The organism is Marinicella meishanensis (genome assembly GCF_019931145.1).
In the GTDB taxonomy this organism is placed as follows: Bacteria; Pseudomonadota; Gammaproteobacteria; order Xanthomonadales; family Marinicellaceae; genus Marinicella; species Marinicella meishanensis.
The window spans coordinates 53,825-72,862 of record NZ_JAIOUV010000009.1 but is presented as its reverse complement, the minus strand read 5'-3'; the positions used below and the strand labels follow the sequence as shown (position 1 = coordinate 72,862).

Below are 19,038 nucleotides of genomic sequence, written 5' to 3'. Positions count from 1 at the left end.
AAGCCCAGAACGGGCTTGCGGCAGGTGGCGGTGTTTAAAAAGTCAGGCGGAACCCGGCGGTGATGCTGCGGCCAGGCCGTGGGGCAATGTCTTTGATGAATGAAGCGTGATCACGGATCTCTTCATCCAACAAATTCGAGCCTTTAAGGAAGATCAAGGTTTCCAGTTGGTCGGTGTAGTGCACCCAATTGACGCTCAAGTCCAGCAGGTCATAGCCCTCGGTAGGCAGTTCAAAAGGGGCCAAGGTGCTTTGGCGACCGACGTGGGTGTGGTCCAAAGAAGCCGACCAATTGCCCCGCATCCAATCGATGTTGACCCCATAACGCTCAGCCGGAATGCGCGGCACATTTTCACCCGAGTTCAATTCGGCCTCAGTCATGTCAGCGAACACACGGAAGGCCCATTGGTTGTTGAAAGAATCAGTGAACTCATAACCCAAATCGGTTTCAAAGCCATGGAATGTGGTGTTGCGTTGGGTGTACACAAAGATCGGGGTTTCCTCTTCTTCCAAGCCGGTGTCTCGCAGAAAGATGTAATCATCCAGTTGGTTGTAGAAGAACGACAGGTTGAAGCTCAAGCCGTCGTGGCGGTAGCGCAGACCCAAGTCCAAATTGTTGGACGTTTCGTGGGTCAAGTCGGGGTTACCAATCTCGATGGTTGAGGTGGCCAAATGCGGCACCAGCTCATCGGCACCTGATTGGTTGGAGAACAATTCTTCGGCCGTGGGCAAGCGTTGTGCCGAGGTCAGGTTAACCGGCAAAGTCCAACGCTCATTCAAATCAAACGTGGCCCCCAAGGACACGCTCAAAGCCGAATCGGTGATGTCATTGAACAAGGCAGTGTCCACGGTTTGGTCGTCATAACGGATGCCGAATTCGCCATGCCAGCCGTCAAAGTCACGCTCTTCCACCAGGAACAAGCTCCAGATTTGGGTTTCTGAAGGCAGGATGTAAGCTTCTTCACCGACGGCTGAAAAATCACGGTTTGACCATTGGAAGCCCCAGACCCCTTCAAAGCCGGCGAAATGGGTGTGACCCAACTCAAAGCGAAACTCATCGGCCTGGTTGTCAAAGACGGTGCCGATTTCATCGCCTTCCAATTCAATGTGCTGGTAATCGGTGTTGGAATAGTGGGTTCTGAATTGGTTGAAAAAGCCGCCATTGCCAAAGCGATGCACACCTTTCAAGTTGAATACCGATTTGTCCAAATCAATGCGTACGATTTCTTCTTCTTCCTCTTCTTCGTCGTCATCGTCTCGGGCCACGGCCAGGGTTTGGCTGATGCCATCGTCGTGGTGCTCATCTTCATGGCCGTGTTCGTGACCAGGGATGCCATAATTGCGGTCAAAATCAGAATAAGACAGGCCCCAATAGCCGTTGTCATTGAAGACAGAGAAGCCCACATTCACCCCTTTGGAGTCGACCGAAGAATTCTCCAAAATGCCCATGGATTCTTCTTCCTCTTCTTCCTCATCGTCATGGCCTTCGGCTTCATGCAGGATTTCAGATTCGGCTTCACCGGGAATTTCATAGTCATCGGTTTGGCTGTCAAAGTAACTGAAGTGTGCGGCAAATTGGTCATTGAAGCCATAGTTCAAGGACAACACACCGGCCCGTTCGCCCACAGCACTGTCAGAAAAACGGCCTTCAATGCCACCACTCAATCCATCCAATGGCTGGGTGGGAATGGTGTCATCCACGACGTTGACCAAGCCGCCCACAGCGCCACCACCATACAATAAAGTGGCCGGGCCTTTAAGCACTTCCACTTGCTTGGCCAACAAGGGCTCAGAAGTGATCCAGTGATCCGGTGAAACCGCAGCGGCATCTTGATTGGTGATGTTGTTGTTCAACACCATCACGCGGGGGCCTTGTTGTCCACGGATCACGATTTGACCCGAACCGGTACCGAAGCTGCCGGAGTTCACCCCACTGATTTGATTCAAGGTCTGGTCCAATGACAAACCGCGGTCAACCACCAGGTCTTCTTCAGTCAGGATGGCCACCGGGGTGGTCATTTTCAATTGGTTGTGTTCCAAGGGATTGGCTGTCACCACCAAATCATCCAGCTTTAGGTTGTCGATGTTGATGGTGATCGCATCACCTTGGTGGTCGATGGTGGTGTGGTAGTGTTTGCTGTTGGACACTTCCACGTCGACTTGGTATTCACCGACGGGCAGGGCGGCGAAGCTGAATGCCCCTTGTTGATCGGTATAAACCGGGGCTTGTTCGGTGCCTTTCAAGCGAATCAAGGCATTGGCGATGTTTTGTTCTTTGGCGTTGATCACCCGACCTTGCAGGTCAGGGTTGGATTGTGCCTGACTGTTTTGGGCGTAGGCCAAGCCGGCCAGCAGGGTCCATGCCAGGATGGACGCCACCTTCAATAAATTTTTCATGTTGTGTTCTCATAAATCTGACTGCAGGGGTGGCCTGCAGATTCTCAATTGTCAAACAGCCAGCAGCCTGAGACAGGCACCAGCCGGTTATTGTTTATTGCGTTGGATTTATGAGAAGTGGGGTGGGCCGCGGATGGGGTCCGCAGAGGCATGCGTGGCATCAACAAAGGCATTGATCCACAGCTGATTGACTTGATTGGCACGCAGGATTTGCTGATCGAACGTGGCATTGGCCACGGGCAAAACATCATCCTGCGACTTGCCATGCAGACACACTTCACAGATGACGTCTTCCTCTGCATTCAGCTCATGCGCAGCATGCACACTCAAAGAGAGCACAAAAACAAACAGAAAACTGATCAGCCATTTGTGGGTCATGACCAGAATTATAGGTGTCGGGCCGTGAAATTCAATGGGTCAAAAGTCAATTAAATCAAAAAAACAGCCAAAAACCTGCCCTTAGCAAAAGCCACACCCAGGCAGGCCGGTCAAATCAAGGGTGCTGAATCAATCCGCTTGACAGTATTGCACCACGGTCACGCCTGGGCTGTTGGTGACCGATGCCAACTGTTGTTGACAATAAGCCATGGTGGAACCGGTCAAGGTCAAAAACTGGACCTGAGAGGTGTACTGGCCATTTGAATTGTAAAACCAAACCCGGTATTTCACCACCGCGCTGTAAGAGCGGATGTCATCCAAGTCCAAGTCCACTGGACCGGTACCGACACAACCGTTGCAGGCGGCTTGGGCCGAAACCGCGCCCAACAACAAACTGCCCGTGAACAAAGCCGCTTTGACCAAAGATAATTGTTTCATGTGTTGACTCCTCTGATGTTGATTATGTTTTTTTTGGCTTCCCTGATGGAAAGCAGGGCCCCAGTGTACCCAAGCCAGGGGGCAAGCAGGTCAGAAGCACTGGAACAATCTGGTAAAAATCAAAAAAGCGCAATAAAAACAATGAGATGACAGCCTGGTCAAATGCCCGGCCAGCACCCTGAAATGAATTCAGTTGCTATTCAGTCCACCGGTGATACAATGAAGCTCCTTGAATAGACGGCCTTTCGGCCCCATATTCAAGACTACTGATTTCAAGGGGACGACCTGGCTTCGACGTGGGTTGCGAAACTTGATGGTGCATGCCGAGGGCGACATAAACCTCGTAAATATCTGTGTCAAAGTTATAGTTGCAAACGACGATAACTACGCTTTAGCAGCTTAATTGCTAACGGGCACTCGCGATTTCTTGCGTTCGTGAACTGTCCGTCATAACCAGCAAGATCGCTCAACGTACCGTTTGGATGCGTTGGGTTAAATCAAATCCGAACTGGTGTTGGTAAATCCTGATTGGCGGAGCTACCAACATAAGATAAAAAGCCAAAACTAAGCATGTAGAGCCTCAAGCAGAGAGCTTGCGGACGCGGGTTCGATTCCCGCCGTCTCCACCAACAAAGAAAACCGCCTCCGGGCGGTTTTTTTGTTGGCGAAGCCGGCGGATTTGAATAGAACCCACCGCCACGCGGGGTTCGACTAAAAATGCAGGAAAGCATTTTTGAATGCCGAAGGCAGCCCGAAGGGTAAAAGTGCAGGAAGCACTTTCATAATTCCCGCCGTCGGGAAAACGAAGTTTTCCTTAAGAAATGACCATGAATCAGTTACTCTGACCCCGCTGATTTATGGTTTCAGTTTAGCTGTTAGTTGAGTGTTGGTCGAAATTCCTGACAAAGCTTTCAAAAGTTAATTCAAATAACTGATATATAAGATTGTCTTTTGAAATCACTGTTCTTTGGTGCTTTATACACACTCTTCCGCTTGTGAGATTAAGACCAGGCTTTACCTAATAAACAATAAACAATGAGTAATAGCCAGTTTGGCTAAAAACCTACAGTAGTAAGTTTTTGTATCCCCTAAATAGGTGATTGAGGCTTTGATAAAACCCTGTAGACTCCTTAAGGTTGGTCATTTGGATAAAAGTGAGGCTGATATCAGCGCCATTACAGTTAACTGTAGACTAGATAACCCAACCTGATTGTTGAATTGGAAAAATGTATAAGAACTTATTTTTGGTATCAATGCTTGTTTGTTCTGGTTTGCTTGCAACTCAAGCCATCAGCAAAGGCGCAAACCTTGATTCGATTTTTCAAGATGGATTTGAACTGACACCATTTGGTCTTTTCAAAACCGATGTGCAACCGAAACTGACTGAAGCTTGTTCCAGTTGCCATTTGGGTCAAAGATTTGGTTTCACCACTTTGCAAAGAAGTGGCGGGGATTTTACCGAAGAAGATACTTTACTGAACCATGAAAATTTCAAGTCTCTGATTTCACTGGATGCCCCTGATCAAAGTCGTTTATTAGCGAAAGTGTTGCCCACAACAGACAGCCGTTCGATTCCACATGCTGGTGGCGAACTGATCAGCACCAGCAGTGAAATTTACCAGTCAATCATCCGGTGGATACAAGCCGAAAAAAACCTTGAATGCGCCGATTGTGGCATGAGTGCATCGGTGGCCTACATTGCTTACATTGATCAGCCCGCCTGGCATTGGGCTGTCAACCGAATGCCAGTCCGAACAGACTGGGGGTTAAGGACGGGTGCCAAATTGATGCTACAGCGAATCAATCCAACAACCATGCAACCGATCGGTGCTCCCATCGATTTTCTGAATGGTACTTTTTGCGGCTCTGATGGCATGTGTGATTTTGGCAGGTCTTCAGCAAACCACGCTGGCAACCAGTTGGTTTTTGAATGTCGACTCAATCCTGACAGAGATGACATCCCATGGTTGGATTTGAGCTGGAATATTTGTATCGCTGAAATCGGGGCTGACGGACAGGCCATCAATCCAAGGTTTTTAAGGCCTGAAGCGGATAGGCACATGGGATGGTCAGTGTCCAGAATAGACCCATTGGGTTTATTTGACAGCAACGGCTGGGGTGTGAGGGGACTTTTTGATCGCCATGTGAGGATGAGAAAGAAAAATGATTTCTATCCGATTTTCTCGCCAGATGACCAGCGAGTGTACTTCAGCAGCCGTTCTGTTGACCCACGGACAGGGGTGGGTGGTACCCGAGCTTATCACGGATTTGAACACACCAACAACATCATCTCAACGGATTTAACAGGAACCGATGCCCAAAGTGTCTATTTGAATGAAGGGGGCACAGCACAGGAAATGACTTTTTTAAAGAATGGGAACCTGGCCTTGCATGTCTGGAACCTTGAAAGAATGGATCGCCACAGTTACATTCAAATGACTGCCGATGGCATGATGGAATTACCTGTTTTGTTTGGGCGTGTGCAAGGACCCAACATGTGGGGAAGCATCATGGAACTGGCCAATGGTCGAATGCTTGGCATGACTGGCAGGAGAAGGGGGTCAATCAGTCATTTTGTACCATTTTCTTCTGACCACACAACAGGCACCGGTTTGGACAGTGCATTTCCTGGTTTTGAGATACTGGATCCTTTTATTGATGCAGAAATGGAACCAAGTTTTGCCTATTGTCAGTCACCACCTGAAGGCACCAATTGTCACACTTCAAGATTTTATGATGACCCGGCCTACGCCCCCAATGGTCAGGCATTGATCACTTATCACCCTGATAAAACGCATTACTCCAATGATGATTCTGCGGATGGCTTTTGGCAAAACTATGGTGGCTCGATTCCAGCCATCATGCCCTATGTGCCAGAGTTGGCAGTGGCACTTATTGATCACTCAGGACAGACCAACGTGTTATTGACGCCTGATCCTGGGAGGGCTTTGAGGTATCCTGCGTGGGTGGGTAAACGGCAGCCACCAAAAATTCAACCAAAGGTGACTGACGAATCACAGGACACGGCACAAATTCACATAGCCGATTTTCCCTTATGGCTGTCTTTTTCTACCAACAATTCACAAAACAAAACCAACCTGATTAATCAATTGGATCAGATTGTTGCCGTCAGGGTGTTAAGCAAATCGATCGATAACAACGCATGTACCAGTGATGCCATTACCATCCGCAAGAATGTTTGGACTGATGTATATGACCATCCCACCCACCTGGGCATTAACAACGCAACAGGTTATGTTCGCTATGTTGTTCCGACAAACTTAGGTGGTGATCAAAACGGTGACATCCCACTTAACAATGATCAGTCCGTTAGAATGACTGTTCCGGCCGGACAACTGTTGTTGTTTCAAGGCATCGATGCACAAGGTTTTATGGTGGCCCAACATAGAAGGGTTTTCGCCTTACCTCCCGGACATGTGATTGACACCTCAGTAAAACGATCACAATACAACGCCCAGTGCTCGGCCTGTCATGGATCCTTGAATGCACCATTTGTTAGCATATTAAATTATGACCAGCTGGCAACAGGAATGGATTTCATCACTGAAGCCAATACAGCGGTGGATGTTTCAAATCCGGCAGTGGTCAAACATAAACTCACTTTCAAAAATTTCTTTCGTCCATTAATCAATGACAAATGCCTTTCATGTCATGGTGCTGTTAATCCTGATGGTGATCTGGTGCTGGCTGAAAATTACTCTGCAATTGCCAATTATCCCGTTCCGGAGAGTAAGTGGGCGGATGTTGTTAACAACAATTACGACACATTGGTTCCCGTGAATGAGCGCGTTTATGGGTATGCTTGGTCAGCTGCCAGAAATTACATCATCACCGAAGGCAGTGACTACATCAATGAGTTTATCGACCCGATGAATCCTTACCAGCCCATGGGTGCATTAACCCCTTGGGATCCCGGCTATCAAGCCTTATTTTTACCTGATGAAAATGGCGAGCTTTACTTTTTAACTGATATCCCTTACCCCAGTCACTTTGGCCGGGGAGGGGATTTCGCTCAAACCAGTTATTTATTGGGGGTGCTGACCGGCCAGGATTTAGACCCACGGAAAAACTACACAGGAAACTATGACCATTCCTCTTTACTCACTGATCAAGAGGTCATTGCCTTGAAGGCCTTGATTGACAATGGTTTTCCGTACATGTCTCGATGTGATGACAAGACCGTCACAGAAGGGATCAATGCTGGACTTCCCTGGGGTGACCCAGTGGAGCAGGATAACCTCTGAGATGGACTTAAGTGGCTGAGTATCAATGCTGAAAGTGATCGACAACATGGCTGTGTGGGTTGGAGATTACGCCGAGAGTGATACTGATGTGTGGTTCATTCCCGCGTTTGGTGAATCACATTTATGCTTTCGTGATGCGCATAAGCATAAAATCTAAAAAAAGTTTCGGGTGATACTGTTTGATCTGCCTGGTTTTGGAGCTTCACCGGCGAGAACAGAAGGACTCTCAATAAAAGCTTGTGCCAATGTTTGTAGTACCCTGATTGATGGTGTTTCGAAAGACAGAAGAATCGTTTTGGTCGGTCATTCAGTTGGCAGCATCATCATGACTGAAACAGTTGGCACACTCCATATAGCCCCATCTTTGGTGGTCAGCCTTGAAGGCAACTTATCAGCTACAGATGCGTATTTTTCAGGACAAGCGGCTAACTATAAAGAACCACATCAATTCTATCAACATTTCTTAAAAACAGTTTTTAACCTGACAGCAGAGGGCATTGTTCCTAAAAGTTATTTTGCAGGCTTGCGATTTGCCGACCCTCTGGCATTGTGGACTTTGGGGAAGTCAATTCAAAATCATCCTCAGCCTGGGGTTGATTTTCTCAAACTCAAATGTCCTAAAATTTATTATTGGAACGAAGAAACTTTGTCGCCTGAAAGCTAAACTTTTCTACACCAAAATAACCTGAGAAACATCAGGTTTTATGGTTTGGGGCATTGGCCTATGAATAAATCACCCAACTATTTCTATGCCCAACTGATGGCTGACATTTCATCGGCCAATGAACAATCAAGAACAACACAATTGATCAGCAAACCATCATGAATCATGACGCTTCAGCTCATAAAGAACAGCGATCAACATCCAAATATCACTCATTTGTTAATCGAGGAAATGCTTTGAAAGTTTCAATCCCGAGATTCTGTTAAGGGCAATTTGAGAACCAGTTGCGTGCCTTCAAATGATGGGTGGGTGTTGATTTGCATGTGACCCGAAACTTTATTTACTCTGTACTTCATATTCAATATCCCTCTACCAGGTTCATTTGACTGATTGATGCCTTGGCCATCATCCTCAATCAAAATTTTCAAGCACTGGCCGTCTTTTTCTGTTTTGATGAGAATCAATTGTGCATGCGAGTGTCGTACAGCATTGACAACCGCTTCTTGGATGATGTGTTGAATGTGCACCGCTTGCTCAGGCAAGAATGCAATATCAAGATGTCTTTCGTCAGCCAAAACGCGAATTGACATACCAAGGGTTTCAATTTTCTTCTGAAATTTATCCAGAATAAACTGAATAATGGTGCCTAGATTCAGTTCAGCTTGATCCATGCTGTCCATGATGTATTTTAAATCCTTGACAGAGTCTTGTATTTGGTTGATCACTTCTTGTTCGTCGTAATTTCCTTGTCTTAACTGAATGATGGTGGATATTAACTGTCCTCCAATGCTGTCATGCAGGTCACGATTAATTCGTTGTCTTTCTTTTTGAATGATTTTTTCTCTCTCAAACGCAATAATTTTTTGAGATTTTGTATTCACTAAATTGGCCAGATTCTCATTTTGTCTTGTTATAGATTTGAGCCTGTAGGTGAGCACATATTTCAGCACAAGCAATGCCATCAACATGACCAAACTCAAGAACCACCAGCTTTGCCAGTAGGGTGGTTGAATCTTTATGGCCAACTGTGTGGCTTCATTGGCCCAAGAACCATCACTGTTTGATGACAGTACTTGAAAATGATACCAGCCGGGATTGAGGTTTGTATATATAGCCACCCTATCTTCTGAAGTGGTCACATTCCAATTCTCTTCGTAACCCAGCATGCGATATTTATAGTTAACTTTGCTTGGGGAGACATAGTTTAAAGATGAAAATTCGAGGTGCAGACTGTGTAATGAGTCATCAAAAACATAGACCCCATCGCTGTTTGAATAATTGATTGCTGGTTCTGTTACATTGGTGTTATCGGCACCGGTTTGTTTGGTCTTAATGGTAAATTCGGTGATTTGACTGGGTAAGGAATACCATTGATTCGAAATGTCTGTTGTTTTGAAAGCGTTCATCCCCTCTATACCACCAAAATAAAGGACCCCTTGTTTTGACTTATGATAGGCACCGCCATTGAACTCATTGCTTTGCAGGCCATCTAGGCTGTCATAGTTTCTGAATAAGTTCTGTTCAGGTATATATTGGCTGATGCCTTTATTGGTACTGAGCCAAATGCTGTTGTCGTCGGTACTGAGCAATCCATAAACAACAATGCCCAAAATATTCATGTCCATGTGAATTCGCTTGAATTGACCCTGTTCAATGTTGTCCAGTCGATTAAGTCCATTGGTGGTACCTATCCAAATGGATTGACCCTGGCCTTCAGTGAGGCTTAAAACGTTATTGCCAGACAAACTGGTGGTGTCATCTGGGTTGTTTGAAAAGGTGGTGAACTGATTGTTAACCCGGTCAAAATAACTCAATCCGCCACCCAATGTGGCAACCCATAACCTTGACTGTTGATCCTCATAAAGTTGATAAATGTCATTGCTCGGTAACGAATTTGGTTTCAGGGTATCGTAACGATAGCTTGTGAATACGCCTGGATTGCTTGGATCCATTCGGTTCAAACCAGCACCCGTTGTTCCAATCCAAATCATCCCATCACGGGTTTGCAGGACGGGTCTGATTAAATCAGAACTTATCGATGTTTTAACTGATTTCTTGTGTAAGTATCGGCTGAATTGACTGGCATCTTTTTTTAAATGATTGAGTCCGCCATCAGTTCCAATCCAAAGATCTCCACTTTCAGCAACCAAGATGGACCGAATGGTGTTGTTACTGAGGCTATTTTCATCCTCTGGATCATGTTTAAAGTATTCGACCGTTTCTGTTTTGAAATTAATTTTATTTAACCCACCATTTTTGGTGCCGACCCACAGATTGTCTTGCTGATCTTCAGCAATGGACCACACCGATGCAGCAGACAATGGATATGTGCTGTTTGATGCTGTTGAAAAAAGTTTGAATCTGTTTTGGAGGTAATGCTTGCTGACGCCACCGCCGGCTGTACCGATCCAAATGATGCCATCGGTACTTTGATAGAGGGATTGAACAGAATCAGTCTTGATGTTTTTTCCATTGAATTTGTTGGTGCTAGTCAAAACCAATTCACCCCCATGCTCCGCCAGTTGGTACATGCCTTCTTCCGCACCTACCCACAATGAACCAGTCTTACCTAGCAGCAAAGCCCTGGCTGTCAAAGCGCTTCCAGATGCCATGTTCTTACTCATAACTGTGATTGGCTGAAACTGCAGGGTATCTTCAACTTGTGACCAGAGTCCTTTGTTGGTCGCCAATATCAACCTGCCATCACTGTGATGACGTAATTGATGGTATCTGTATTGGTTGACCTCTGTTGAACTGTTTTGCTTAAGCGTGGCCTGCAACAGGACCGAATTTTGAACATCAAAAACCCCCATGTCCATGAAATCAGCACCTATCCATACGTGACCTGTTTCATCACAGAACAGAGACCTGATGGTGCTGTTATTGTACTTACTCAAATTGGGGTATTTAACAGAAGCCTTGATGAAGCTGTCCTTGTTTAGATCATAGATGAATACACCTCCTCCGGTACCAACCCATAACCTTTGATCATTGTCTTCAACAATCGAATAAATCATCTTTTGGGCATTGGTTGGAGAATCAGGATACTGGACTCTGGAAAATGATTGGGAGTCTTTGTGGTATTTTGCCAAGCCAGTGTGCGTGGTTCCAACCCACATATTTTCCATAGTATCGACCAACAAAGTGCTGACGCTGTTACCAGGCAGTGTCAATCGGTCTAACGGGTCATGAAAATAACTGATAATTTCATACCCATCAAACCGGTTTAAGCCAATCTGCGTACCAAACCACATGTAGCCTTCACTGTCTTGAATCATGGCCGTCACTCGAGATTGAGACAAGCCCTGCGCCAGAGATAAGGATTGAAATGTTTCAGATGAATTGGCAACCGCACCACCAAGAACCCAATGTAGGTTGAACCATGCAACAGCGATTAATTTACCAATGGAACCAAGCGTCATAAGAGCACAAAAAAGTTAATTTCAGTGGGTATCTCCCATATCTATGATACCTTGTTGATGCGCCTCATATACAGCTTCATTCTTGGACTGCACACCGAGTTTTTTGTAAATGTTTTTGGCATGGGAGGCCACCGTACTGAATTTGACTTCAAGCAAATCTGCCACCTCTCGATACCTGAACCCTTTGCTGACATATTTGAGCACCTGCAATTCTTTTTCTGTCAGGTTGTGCGGTTGTTTTGGTTTCGCCTGCATCCTCGACAACAGGTGTCGAGCTATGTTGGGACTCATCGGTGCGCCGCCATTAATCACATCAATGATTGATTGACAGATGTCCATCCCACTGGAGTCTTTGAGCAAGTAGCCATTGGCGCCTTTGGCGATGGCATTGATGACTTTGATTTCATCTGAAAATGAACTCAAGATCAGTTTCATTCTGGCAGGAAAAGCAAGACTGATGTATTCAATCAGTTGGGTACCATCGCCATCAGGCAGGCCCAAATCAATCAGTGCAATGTCAAAGTCAGTATTTGGAATGAGTGCCAATGCTTTTTGAACCGTATTTGCGGTGCTTACACACTCCAACATTTCAGAAGACTCAACGACATTTTCAAGATAACCCAAAATGACTGGATCGTCTTCGATAATAAAAACTTTACATGCCATAGCCAAACAAGGATAACACTCACAGCTCAAGTTATCATCCCCTATCTATGGGATGGTCAACATAAATAACTTTGAATAATATAAATAATTTGATGAGCAAAACATTTTAGTACGACTTCATTGCCAAAACAGATCAATGGTTGCTTGCTGACAGTTTTGGGCTTTTAATTTTTCCTCTTCTCTAGCAATTTCAGTTAAAAGCCCTTTTTTTACTCAAACAATATTTCATTGGGCCATAACCAGACATTCCATGAATCCTAACTAGGGTTAAATAATGACTTTTGATACTCAACAGCTGATGTCGTTGGTTGTATTTTATTTACAAAGAACGATATCCTGAGAGGATTTTATGATGATTTTACGCAGGGCTTCAGGCTGGACAGATAGATTCCGCTCTTACCAAGTGTTATTGAATGATAAAGCCATAGGAAAAATAAACAATGGCGAAGAGAAATCTTTTGAAATTCAAGAGGGAAATCATAAGCTGAAAATAGTGATAGATTGGTGCAGCAGTCAATCACTGGATTTTCACAATGATAACAGCACACCTTTGAATTTTGAGTGCGGCAGTAGTTTACGAGGGTTAAAGATTTTCTCTGGCCTGCACTATGTTCTTAACCGTACCGATGAATATTTGTGGTTATGCCAGCGTGCCGAATAAAATTTTTCTATAGGTTCTAATCTGACAGCCAATTTTGAGAATGCAAACTTGAGAAACTGCGTAAATTTTGAAATAAAAATGGTTGTTCAAGTTTTAACTGAATTAAAAGACCCGTTGTGTTTTCGTAATTTGAACTCTATTGAGTTGTGGTAAATAAATGCCAGTTAAACATCCCGTTTGATAAACACATACTTATCCGACAACAGCTTCATGTCTGTATAAAACAAGATTCTTCATCAAAAGTTTCTCGGCCACCACACCTCCCCTGTTTATGTGATTGAATCCACAGCAGCGATTTCATAGCATGGCCACCTACAAATTCTCAAGTTATTACAGGTGTCACAAAATGCATGCGTTAATCACAGTTTCTATTAAGAGTCTCATTTTATCCACGTTGATTTTTCTTGCCATTCCGTCTCATTCCTTAGAGCTGCAGCCCCGAAATATCCACAACAAATCACAGTTAGCAGAACAGGACATGCCAGCTGACATGCTTCGGCTCGTTATCAAGTTCCATGATGGAACGGGTATCAGGTCTGGTCGAAGCGGTGCGCTTGAAATACATCAAGACCTCCAAAACACAAGAAAACTGAGGGCACGACGTTTGAATGACAGAGACATTCCCTCCGATGTTAACAGGATCAATCAATTGCTGTCAGAGCATGGATTGGAAATCAGTTCGATGATTCAAGCCTCTGAACGCATGATACAACGCCAAGTAGCCATTGCCGAAAGTTATTGGAATCAGGAGCTGGCTGAACTGCAAACCTACCAACAAATATTGCTTAACAACCGTGCAGGGGAGGTTAACCTACCCACGCTGATTCGACTCTTTAATCGATTCAAATCCATTGAAATTGTTTACCCTGAGCCCATCGCTTTCCCAATGGCAACGGATAAATATGCCACACCGGTTGAACCCTGGGGCTCGTGCCTTGGCACACCCATTGACCCAAATGCAGGTGATCTTTCGACCTATCAAGGCTACCTGAGCACACCCCCCACTGGTATCAATGCCAACGACTTACACCAATTTCCCGGAGGGAAGGGCAGTGACATACGTGTGATTGATATTGAAGGCGGCTACCTGCCACACAGTGACCACAAAAAACTGTTCCAAAAGATTGGCCACACCCATGAGCATCACATTGAGCATGGCAACGCGGTCGTGGGTATCATCAGCGCCAAAGACAATGGCATTGGGCTTAAGGGAGTGGCGCCTGATGTCAGTATAGGGTTTAGGGGAATTTATAATGAAAATATCTTTGATGATTGGGGCACAGCTCTCTACAGCAGTGCCAATGTCGCACACCACATCTTCTGGGCAGCCAAGCATTCATTGCAAGGGGTGGTGCTGCTTGAACTGCAACGCTATTCGGCGCAGGATTCAGACTGTCCTTGTGGGGATAATAATTCGTGTCAATACACCCCTGTTGAGTACTGGCCTGCTGAATTTGATACCATAAAAGTAGCCGTTGGCAATGGTGCAGTTGTGGTTGAGGCAGCCGGCAATGGCTCCAGAAGTTTAGACAACTCCATATTCAACACTTGTGATGGTGGTTGCTTTGATCGAGACATCAGGGATTCCGGTGCGATATTGGTTTCTGGTAGCTGGGATGACGGCTTATCACCCATGTGCGGATTTAATAAGGCCAACTATGGCAGTCGAATAGACACACACAGTTGGGCTAAAAACATCCCAACCACAGCGAGATTGGGAGCGGTGATTTATGATCCTGGTCATTATTGCAATCAATATGGCAGCGACTTCGGAGGTACTTCGGGTGCATCAGCAATCATTGCAGGAGGTGTAGCTGCTTTACAAGGCGCCTTTTTAGCTGAGAAAGGTTATCGATTAGACCCATTATCCTTGCGAGAGGCATTGGCCGTCACTGGCACGCCACAAATACCGACGAATGTAGGAAACCATGACATAGATATTGGCTCTCACCCTGATTTGACCGCCGCGCTGGCATATGCATTGGAGTCATTTTAAATGAAACGTTTGATACCATTGCTTGTGCTGATCATGCTGCTTCAACCTGCACATTGCCAACTCCAAAGAGAAACAGGTCACCTATCAAAAGCCATGGCGATGTATCTAGCGAGAAGTGAACAAATACATGACAGACTGGTTCTAAAATTAAAAGATCAAACAGGTATTCGTTTCCAACGGGGCAAGTTAATTGCCACAAAGCGCTTGAGCCGGTTTGAAATCAATGAACTGGACCAGCTCAACAGGTGGCTGCATTTCAACCATCCGAACTTCAAACCTTTGTTGAACATGGATCAACGGTCACTAGACAGGAAACGACAGCGCATCATGCGTGAAACTGGCCGTTACCTGGTTGATTTAAACACTTACTTGAGTTTATCCACGGAAGATGTCCCAGGTTATAGATTCCGTGAAGAGCTGAGTTTCTTAAATAGTCTCAGTATCGTACAAGTGGCCTATCTGGAAGCGCCCAATCAATCACATGAAGGTTTTCAAGGCCCAACCAATGTTGCAGTTCCAGGGATGACGCCTATACTGGTAGAGCACCAAGGATACTTTCGTGATGCGCCAGAAGGCGTGGGCATGTTTAGCGCTTGGAATCACCTGGGTGGTGCCGGTGGTGGCGTCAAGGTCATCGTCTACGACAATAATTACCGAGATACACATGAAGACTTACCTTCTTTATTTTACACCACACCTGGAAACCCAGTCGATGAGCGGCATGGTACAGCGGTATTGGGGATATTGGGTGCAGAAGACAACAGTTTAGGGCTGGTTGGCGGCGTCCATCAAGCTCTATTTGGATTTCAACAAGCGGGGAGTGTTGGTCTGGGGGTGTCCCATGCCCAAAGCTTATTGGAAGCCGCCGATCAGCTGGACCCTGGTGATGTCATCGTCATTGAGGTGGCCAAAACAGTTCAGGCACTGGGATTTGATTGCCCATGTAACCCAACTCAAGCCAATCATGTCCCACTGGAGTTTTATCCAGCTGAGTATGACGTGATCAGTATGATGGTGGCCTCAGGTATCTCTGTCGTTGAAGCGGCTGGCAACGGGTGTGTTGATTTTGACAGCAATGTTTTTCAAAGTATGTTTGATACGCAGAGCTACGACTCAGGTGCCATTTGGGTGGCTGCTAGCTTGTCAGATGAAAGGGCACCAACCTGTTATACCAACCATGGTAGCCGGGTCGATTTGCACGCCTGGGGAGAATCCGTTGCCGCCTTGTTGTTTTTGAGAGAGGATGAAGTTGCCTTGTTTGATGCTGGGCCAGATCGCAGATACGGCCCTAATTTTGGAGGAACTTCCTCAGCCACACCCATCGTGGCAGCCTGTGTCGCCAGCACCCAAGCCCAAGCAAAAATGTCTGTAGCAGGGATCATGTCACCTTTGCAAGTGAGGAGTTTGTTAAAAGAAACAGGACAGCCTCAAACCACAGCATTGGAAAAACCCATAGGCCCCATGCCCAATATGGAAAACATCAATTGGTAAGACATTCAAAACATTGATTCAAGAGGGTTGAATTTCTCCGAGAAGGTTTTTAACTGTTTTAAACAATGAAAATTGCAAACAACAATAAGATATTGACCTTCACTTGCCCCTAACAAAAAAGGCCACCCCAGGCAGCCCTTTTGAATTCCTTGTAAACAACCACCACCCAACGTCCCTGTCGGGTGTCTCTCGATTTCCATATCCCTCATCCCAACGATCCTGTCAAGCCACATGATCTCCATATCCTTCAACCCCAACTTCCTTGTTGGGCCGCATGATTTCCGTATCCTTGAACCCAACGTCCTTGTTGGGGCACACGATTTCCTTAACCTGCAAACCCAACGGTCCTGTTGGGCCAAACAAAGTCTTTATTCTGATGCCTCCTCAACGATGTGCTTGCCCAAATTGTGTTTTCTGACATTGGCGTATTGGGCCAGCAGGCCGGGTTGGGCGCCGCTGTTGGTGAATTTGCTGATGGCAAAGCCGGTGACCGGGAAGCCATGGTAAGTGTATTGCTCATCCGCATCCTTTAAGGCGGTGCTTGCATAGTCAACCATCGTAGAAAAATCAATGGTGCTCTTGCCGGTTTCATATGGTTTGACCCGGATGCCGTATTGGTTGTTGTACGCGCCGAGGATTTGTGCGCCTTCTTCTTTGGTGTTGCCCGGCTCGCAGTTGTAAAAGAACATCACATTGGCGGCCCAGCACATGGTTTTGATTTCAGGCCTGGGCGGTGGGGTGCAGACTTGGCCGTTGTTGTTGTCGCCAATCACCGCCCCATAGCCGCCACCAAATGAAGTGGGGAAGTTGCGGATGCGGCCAAAATTCACACAGGCGCCTTCAGCTTCTTGGTATACGGATTGAAACGGCGCCTTGGGTGCCTGGTCATTGACATAAAAGCCCTTGGTGGGAAAGGACACCACCCATTCGGTTTTGGCCGCAATGAATGAGCCCAAAATGAAGTCGTTGGAAATGGATTGGCTCATGAACAAGGCCGAAATCGCATCGGCGCCGGTCTCCCAATTGGACTCATAGATTTGACCGTCGCTGTAGACCACGCTGTGGGGCGCGGCCGAATTCAAGTTGGGCAAGAAATTGCCCGGTTCCGTGTGGATCACGGTAGTAGGCGGGTAGAAGTTGTTAATGGCATCGGCGTTGTATGTGATCGATGAGCCTTCGGACACACCGATGATCGAAGCGGTGCCTGACAGCCCGCCGGTGGCCGGTGTTAACTCTGTGGCATTCCATTCACCGTCATTCCATTCACTGACAAAGGCGCCGCAGTTGGCTGGCACACCACTGTTTGTGTAGTCCACCCAAGCGGCCACATCTTGGGGCAATTCGCCCATTTCAAACACCTGCACCATGCCTTGGGTCACCCGGTCCATTATGGCTGAATCGGATGGAAAATTGGACAAACCAAAGGGCAGAAACTCTTGCCCGGCTTTGTTCAGGTAGGGGGCGCATGAGGTGTCTGGTGTAACATGCAACACGGAAGGTTCGCCGATCACGCCATTGATGGTTGCGGTGGTGGCCACCAGTGCCACTTCCCAAGAGTCATGGGGCCCCAGATAGACGTTGTATGACAAGGTCATCTCCATGTTGTTGCCTTCGAGGAAGTTGACTTTGATGGCTTTGGCTTCATCCCGGTTGTTGTTGATCTTGATTAAGGTGGCCAAGTCATTGTTGACTGTGTAATACGGAAACACCAAGACTTCTCCTTCACCCGAATCTGACAGGTGTGCCGCCGACAATGGTTGGCAGATCATCAGCAGGGTGAATAACGGGATGTGTTTAAGTTTCATGCTCATTTTGGGTTTTCCGTGGCTTGCTTTCACTGGTGATCACTATAGGCGAAAACAGGGGCGGCTTCTGCCTCTTGAAACAAATGAAAACAGTGTTGATACAAATTGAAACGGGTTGGTTTGAATCAGGTTCTCTGGGCCACTGGCACACATGCCAGGCAAAGCAAAGACGGATGGGTCAGAGGACTTCAGTGGCACCCACAGTCAGCAAACTGGTCAGTCAATGATCAGGGTTTGACAGCCCTGGGCGCCTTACCCTATGATTGGTCGGCCGCCATTGATAAAATGCCGAGGGCAGGGAGGTATGTGGTTGATGCGCACTGACAAAAAACAATTGTTGGATGGCTTGCACCAATCGGGTTGGGAGTTGGTAACGGTGCATGAGGATTCGGAGGAATGGTTCATTGATGAGCAGTGGGTAATTCAGTCGATTCAGGAAAATTGGGGTCTGCAGGTGTTGATCACATTCCTGATTGATCCGCAATTTGAACGGCCAAGGAAAAAGGGGCAGGGCGTCTGGTTAATCATGGCATCTTTGGATTCACCGCATTATTTTTCTAAAGCCAAAAATCAAATCTGTGAACTGACTATGTCAAAAAGAAAGTTCCAAGTCAAATTGGAAGAATTCATTCAAGCCATTAACCATTTCAGGGTCTCTTTTTGTTTGTTGCCCTGATTGATTGGTTAATACTTGCCACCAATGTACACAGAAAATAAATACAAATATTGACAACAATGCGCCGACACGGTAACTTGGGGTCATAACCACAACAAAGCCCCGAGTACATTTTTAAACCGCAACACCAGCAGGGGTATTATGGCGCCACCATCATCAGCAATTTTTTCACCCACCAGCG

At 46.3% G+C, this 19,038-nt stretch carries 12 protein-coding genes and 1 other RNA gene; 7 read left to right on the top strand and 6 right to left on the bottom strand.

The window, feature by feature from the left end; genetic code table 11:
• Positions 1-34: 34 nt before the first annotated feature.
• From K7G70_RS14840 to K7G70_RS14830, 3 genes are all read right to left on the bottom strand, one after another.
• Positions 35-2,395 carry a TonB-dependent receptor gene (locus K7G70_RS14840; protein WP_223789441.1) on the bottom strand — a complete coding sequence of 787 codons (2,361 nt, stop codon included), beginning with the start codon at positions 2,393-2,395 and terminating at the stop codon, positions 35-37.
• A gap of 108 nt (positions 2,396-2,503) precedes the next feature.
• Positions 2,504-2,773, bottom strand: coding sequence for a hypothetical protein (locus tag K7G70_RS14835; protein WP_223789440.1), 270 nt, complete (start codon positions 2,771-2,773; stop codon positions 2,504-2,506).
• A gap of 129 nt (positions 2,774-2,902) precedes the next feature.
• Positions 2,903-3,211, bottom strand: coding sequence for a hypothetical protein (locus K7G70_RS14830; protein ID WP_223789439.1), 309 nt, complete (start codon positions 3,209-3,211; stop codon positions 2,903-2,905).
• Positions 3,212-3,487: 276 nt separating this feature from the next.
• Here K7G70_RS14830 and ssrA point away from each other — a divergent pair.
• From ssrA to K7G70_RS14815, 3 genes are all read left to right on the top strand, one after another.
• Positions 3,488-3,840: a transfer-messenger RNA gene (gene ssrA / locus K7G70_RS14825) on the top strand.
• A gap of 597 nt (positions 3,841-4,437) precedes the next feature.
• Positions 4,438-7,476: a hypothetical protein gene (locus K7G70_RS14820; protein ID WP_223789438.1), complete on the top strand. Its 3,039-nt coding sequence runs from the start codon at positions 4,438-4,440 to the stop codon at positions 7,474-7,476.
• 169 nt (positions 7,477-7,645) lie between these two features.
• Positions 7,646-8,140 carry an alpha/beta fold hydrolase gene (locus K7G70_RS14815; RefSeq protein ID WP_223789437.1) on the top strand — a complete coding sequence of 165 codons (495 nt, stop codon included), beginning with the start codon at positions 7,646-7,648 and terminating at the stop codon, positions 8,138-8,140.
• Positions 8,141-8,385: 245 nt separating this feature from the next.
• On the opposite strand, the gene K7G70_RS14810 is transcribed toward K7G70_RS14815, so the two are convergent.
• Together K7G70_RS14810 and K7G70_RS14805 are read right to left on the bottom strand one after the other, a co-directional pair.
• Positions 8,386-11,562, bottom strand: coding sequence for a sensor histidine kinase (locus tag K7G70_RS14810; protein WP_223789436.1), 3,177 nt, complete (start codon positions 11,560-11,562; stop codon positions 8,386-8,388).
• Between the two features lie 21 nt (positions 11,563-11,583).
• Positions 11,584-12,228, bottom strand: a complete 645-nt coding sequence (locus tag K7G70_RS14805; protein WP_223789435.1) for a response regulator transcription factor — start codon at positions 12,226-12,228, stop codon at positions 11,584-11,586.
• Between the two features lie 349 nt (positions 12,229-12,577).
• Between K7G70_RS14805 and K7G70_RS14800 the strand changes: the two genes are divergently transcribed.
• From K7G70_RS14800 to K7G70_RS14790, 3 genes are all read left to right on the top strand, one after another.
• On the top strand, positions 12,578-12,889 hold the full coding sequence (locus tag K7G70_RS14800) for a hypothetical protein (protein WP_223789434.1): 312 nt from the start codon (positions 12,578-12,580) through the stop codon (positions 12,887-12,889).
• Between the two features lie 304 nt (positions 12,890-13,193).
• Positions 13,194-14,885 (top strand): S8 family serine peptidase, encoded by a 1,692-nt coding sequence (locus tag K7G70_RS14795; RefSeq protein WP_223789433.1) that lies wholly within the window; start codon positions 13,194-13,196, stop codon positions 14,883-14,885.
• The gene (locus K7G70_RS14790) at positions 14,886-16,376 is read left to right on the top strand and encodes a S8 family serine peptidase (RefSeq protein ID WP_223789432.1); all 1,491 of its coding nucleotides are present in this window, start codon (positions 14,886-14,888) and stop codon (positions 16,374-16,376) included. It begins immediately after the preceding gene.
• Between the two features lie 368 nt (positions 16,377-16,744).
• On the opposite strand, the gene K7G70_RS14785 is transcribed toward K7G70_RS14790, so the two are convergent.
• On the bottom strand, positions 16,745-18,181 hold the full coding sequence (locus K7G70_RS14785; RefSeq protein ID WP_223789431.1) for a hypothetical protein: 1,437 nt from the start codon (positions 18,179-18,181) through the stop codon (positions 16,745-16,747).
• A gap of 313 nt (positions 18,182-18,494) precedes the next feature.
• Between K7G70_RS14785 and K7G70_RS14780 the strand changes: the two genes are divergently transcribed.
• The gene (locus K7G70_RS14780) at positions 18,495-18,857 is read left to right on the top strand and encodes a hypothetical protein (RefSeq protein WP_223789430.1); all 363 of its coding nucleotides are present in this window, start codon (positions 18,495-18,497) and stop codon (positions 18,855-18,857) included.
• Positions 18,858-19,038: the final 181 nt, after the last annotated feature.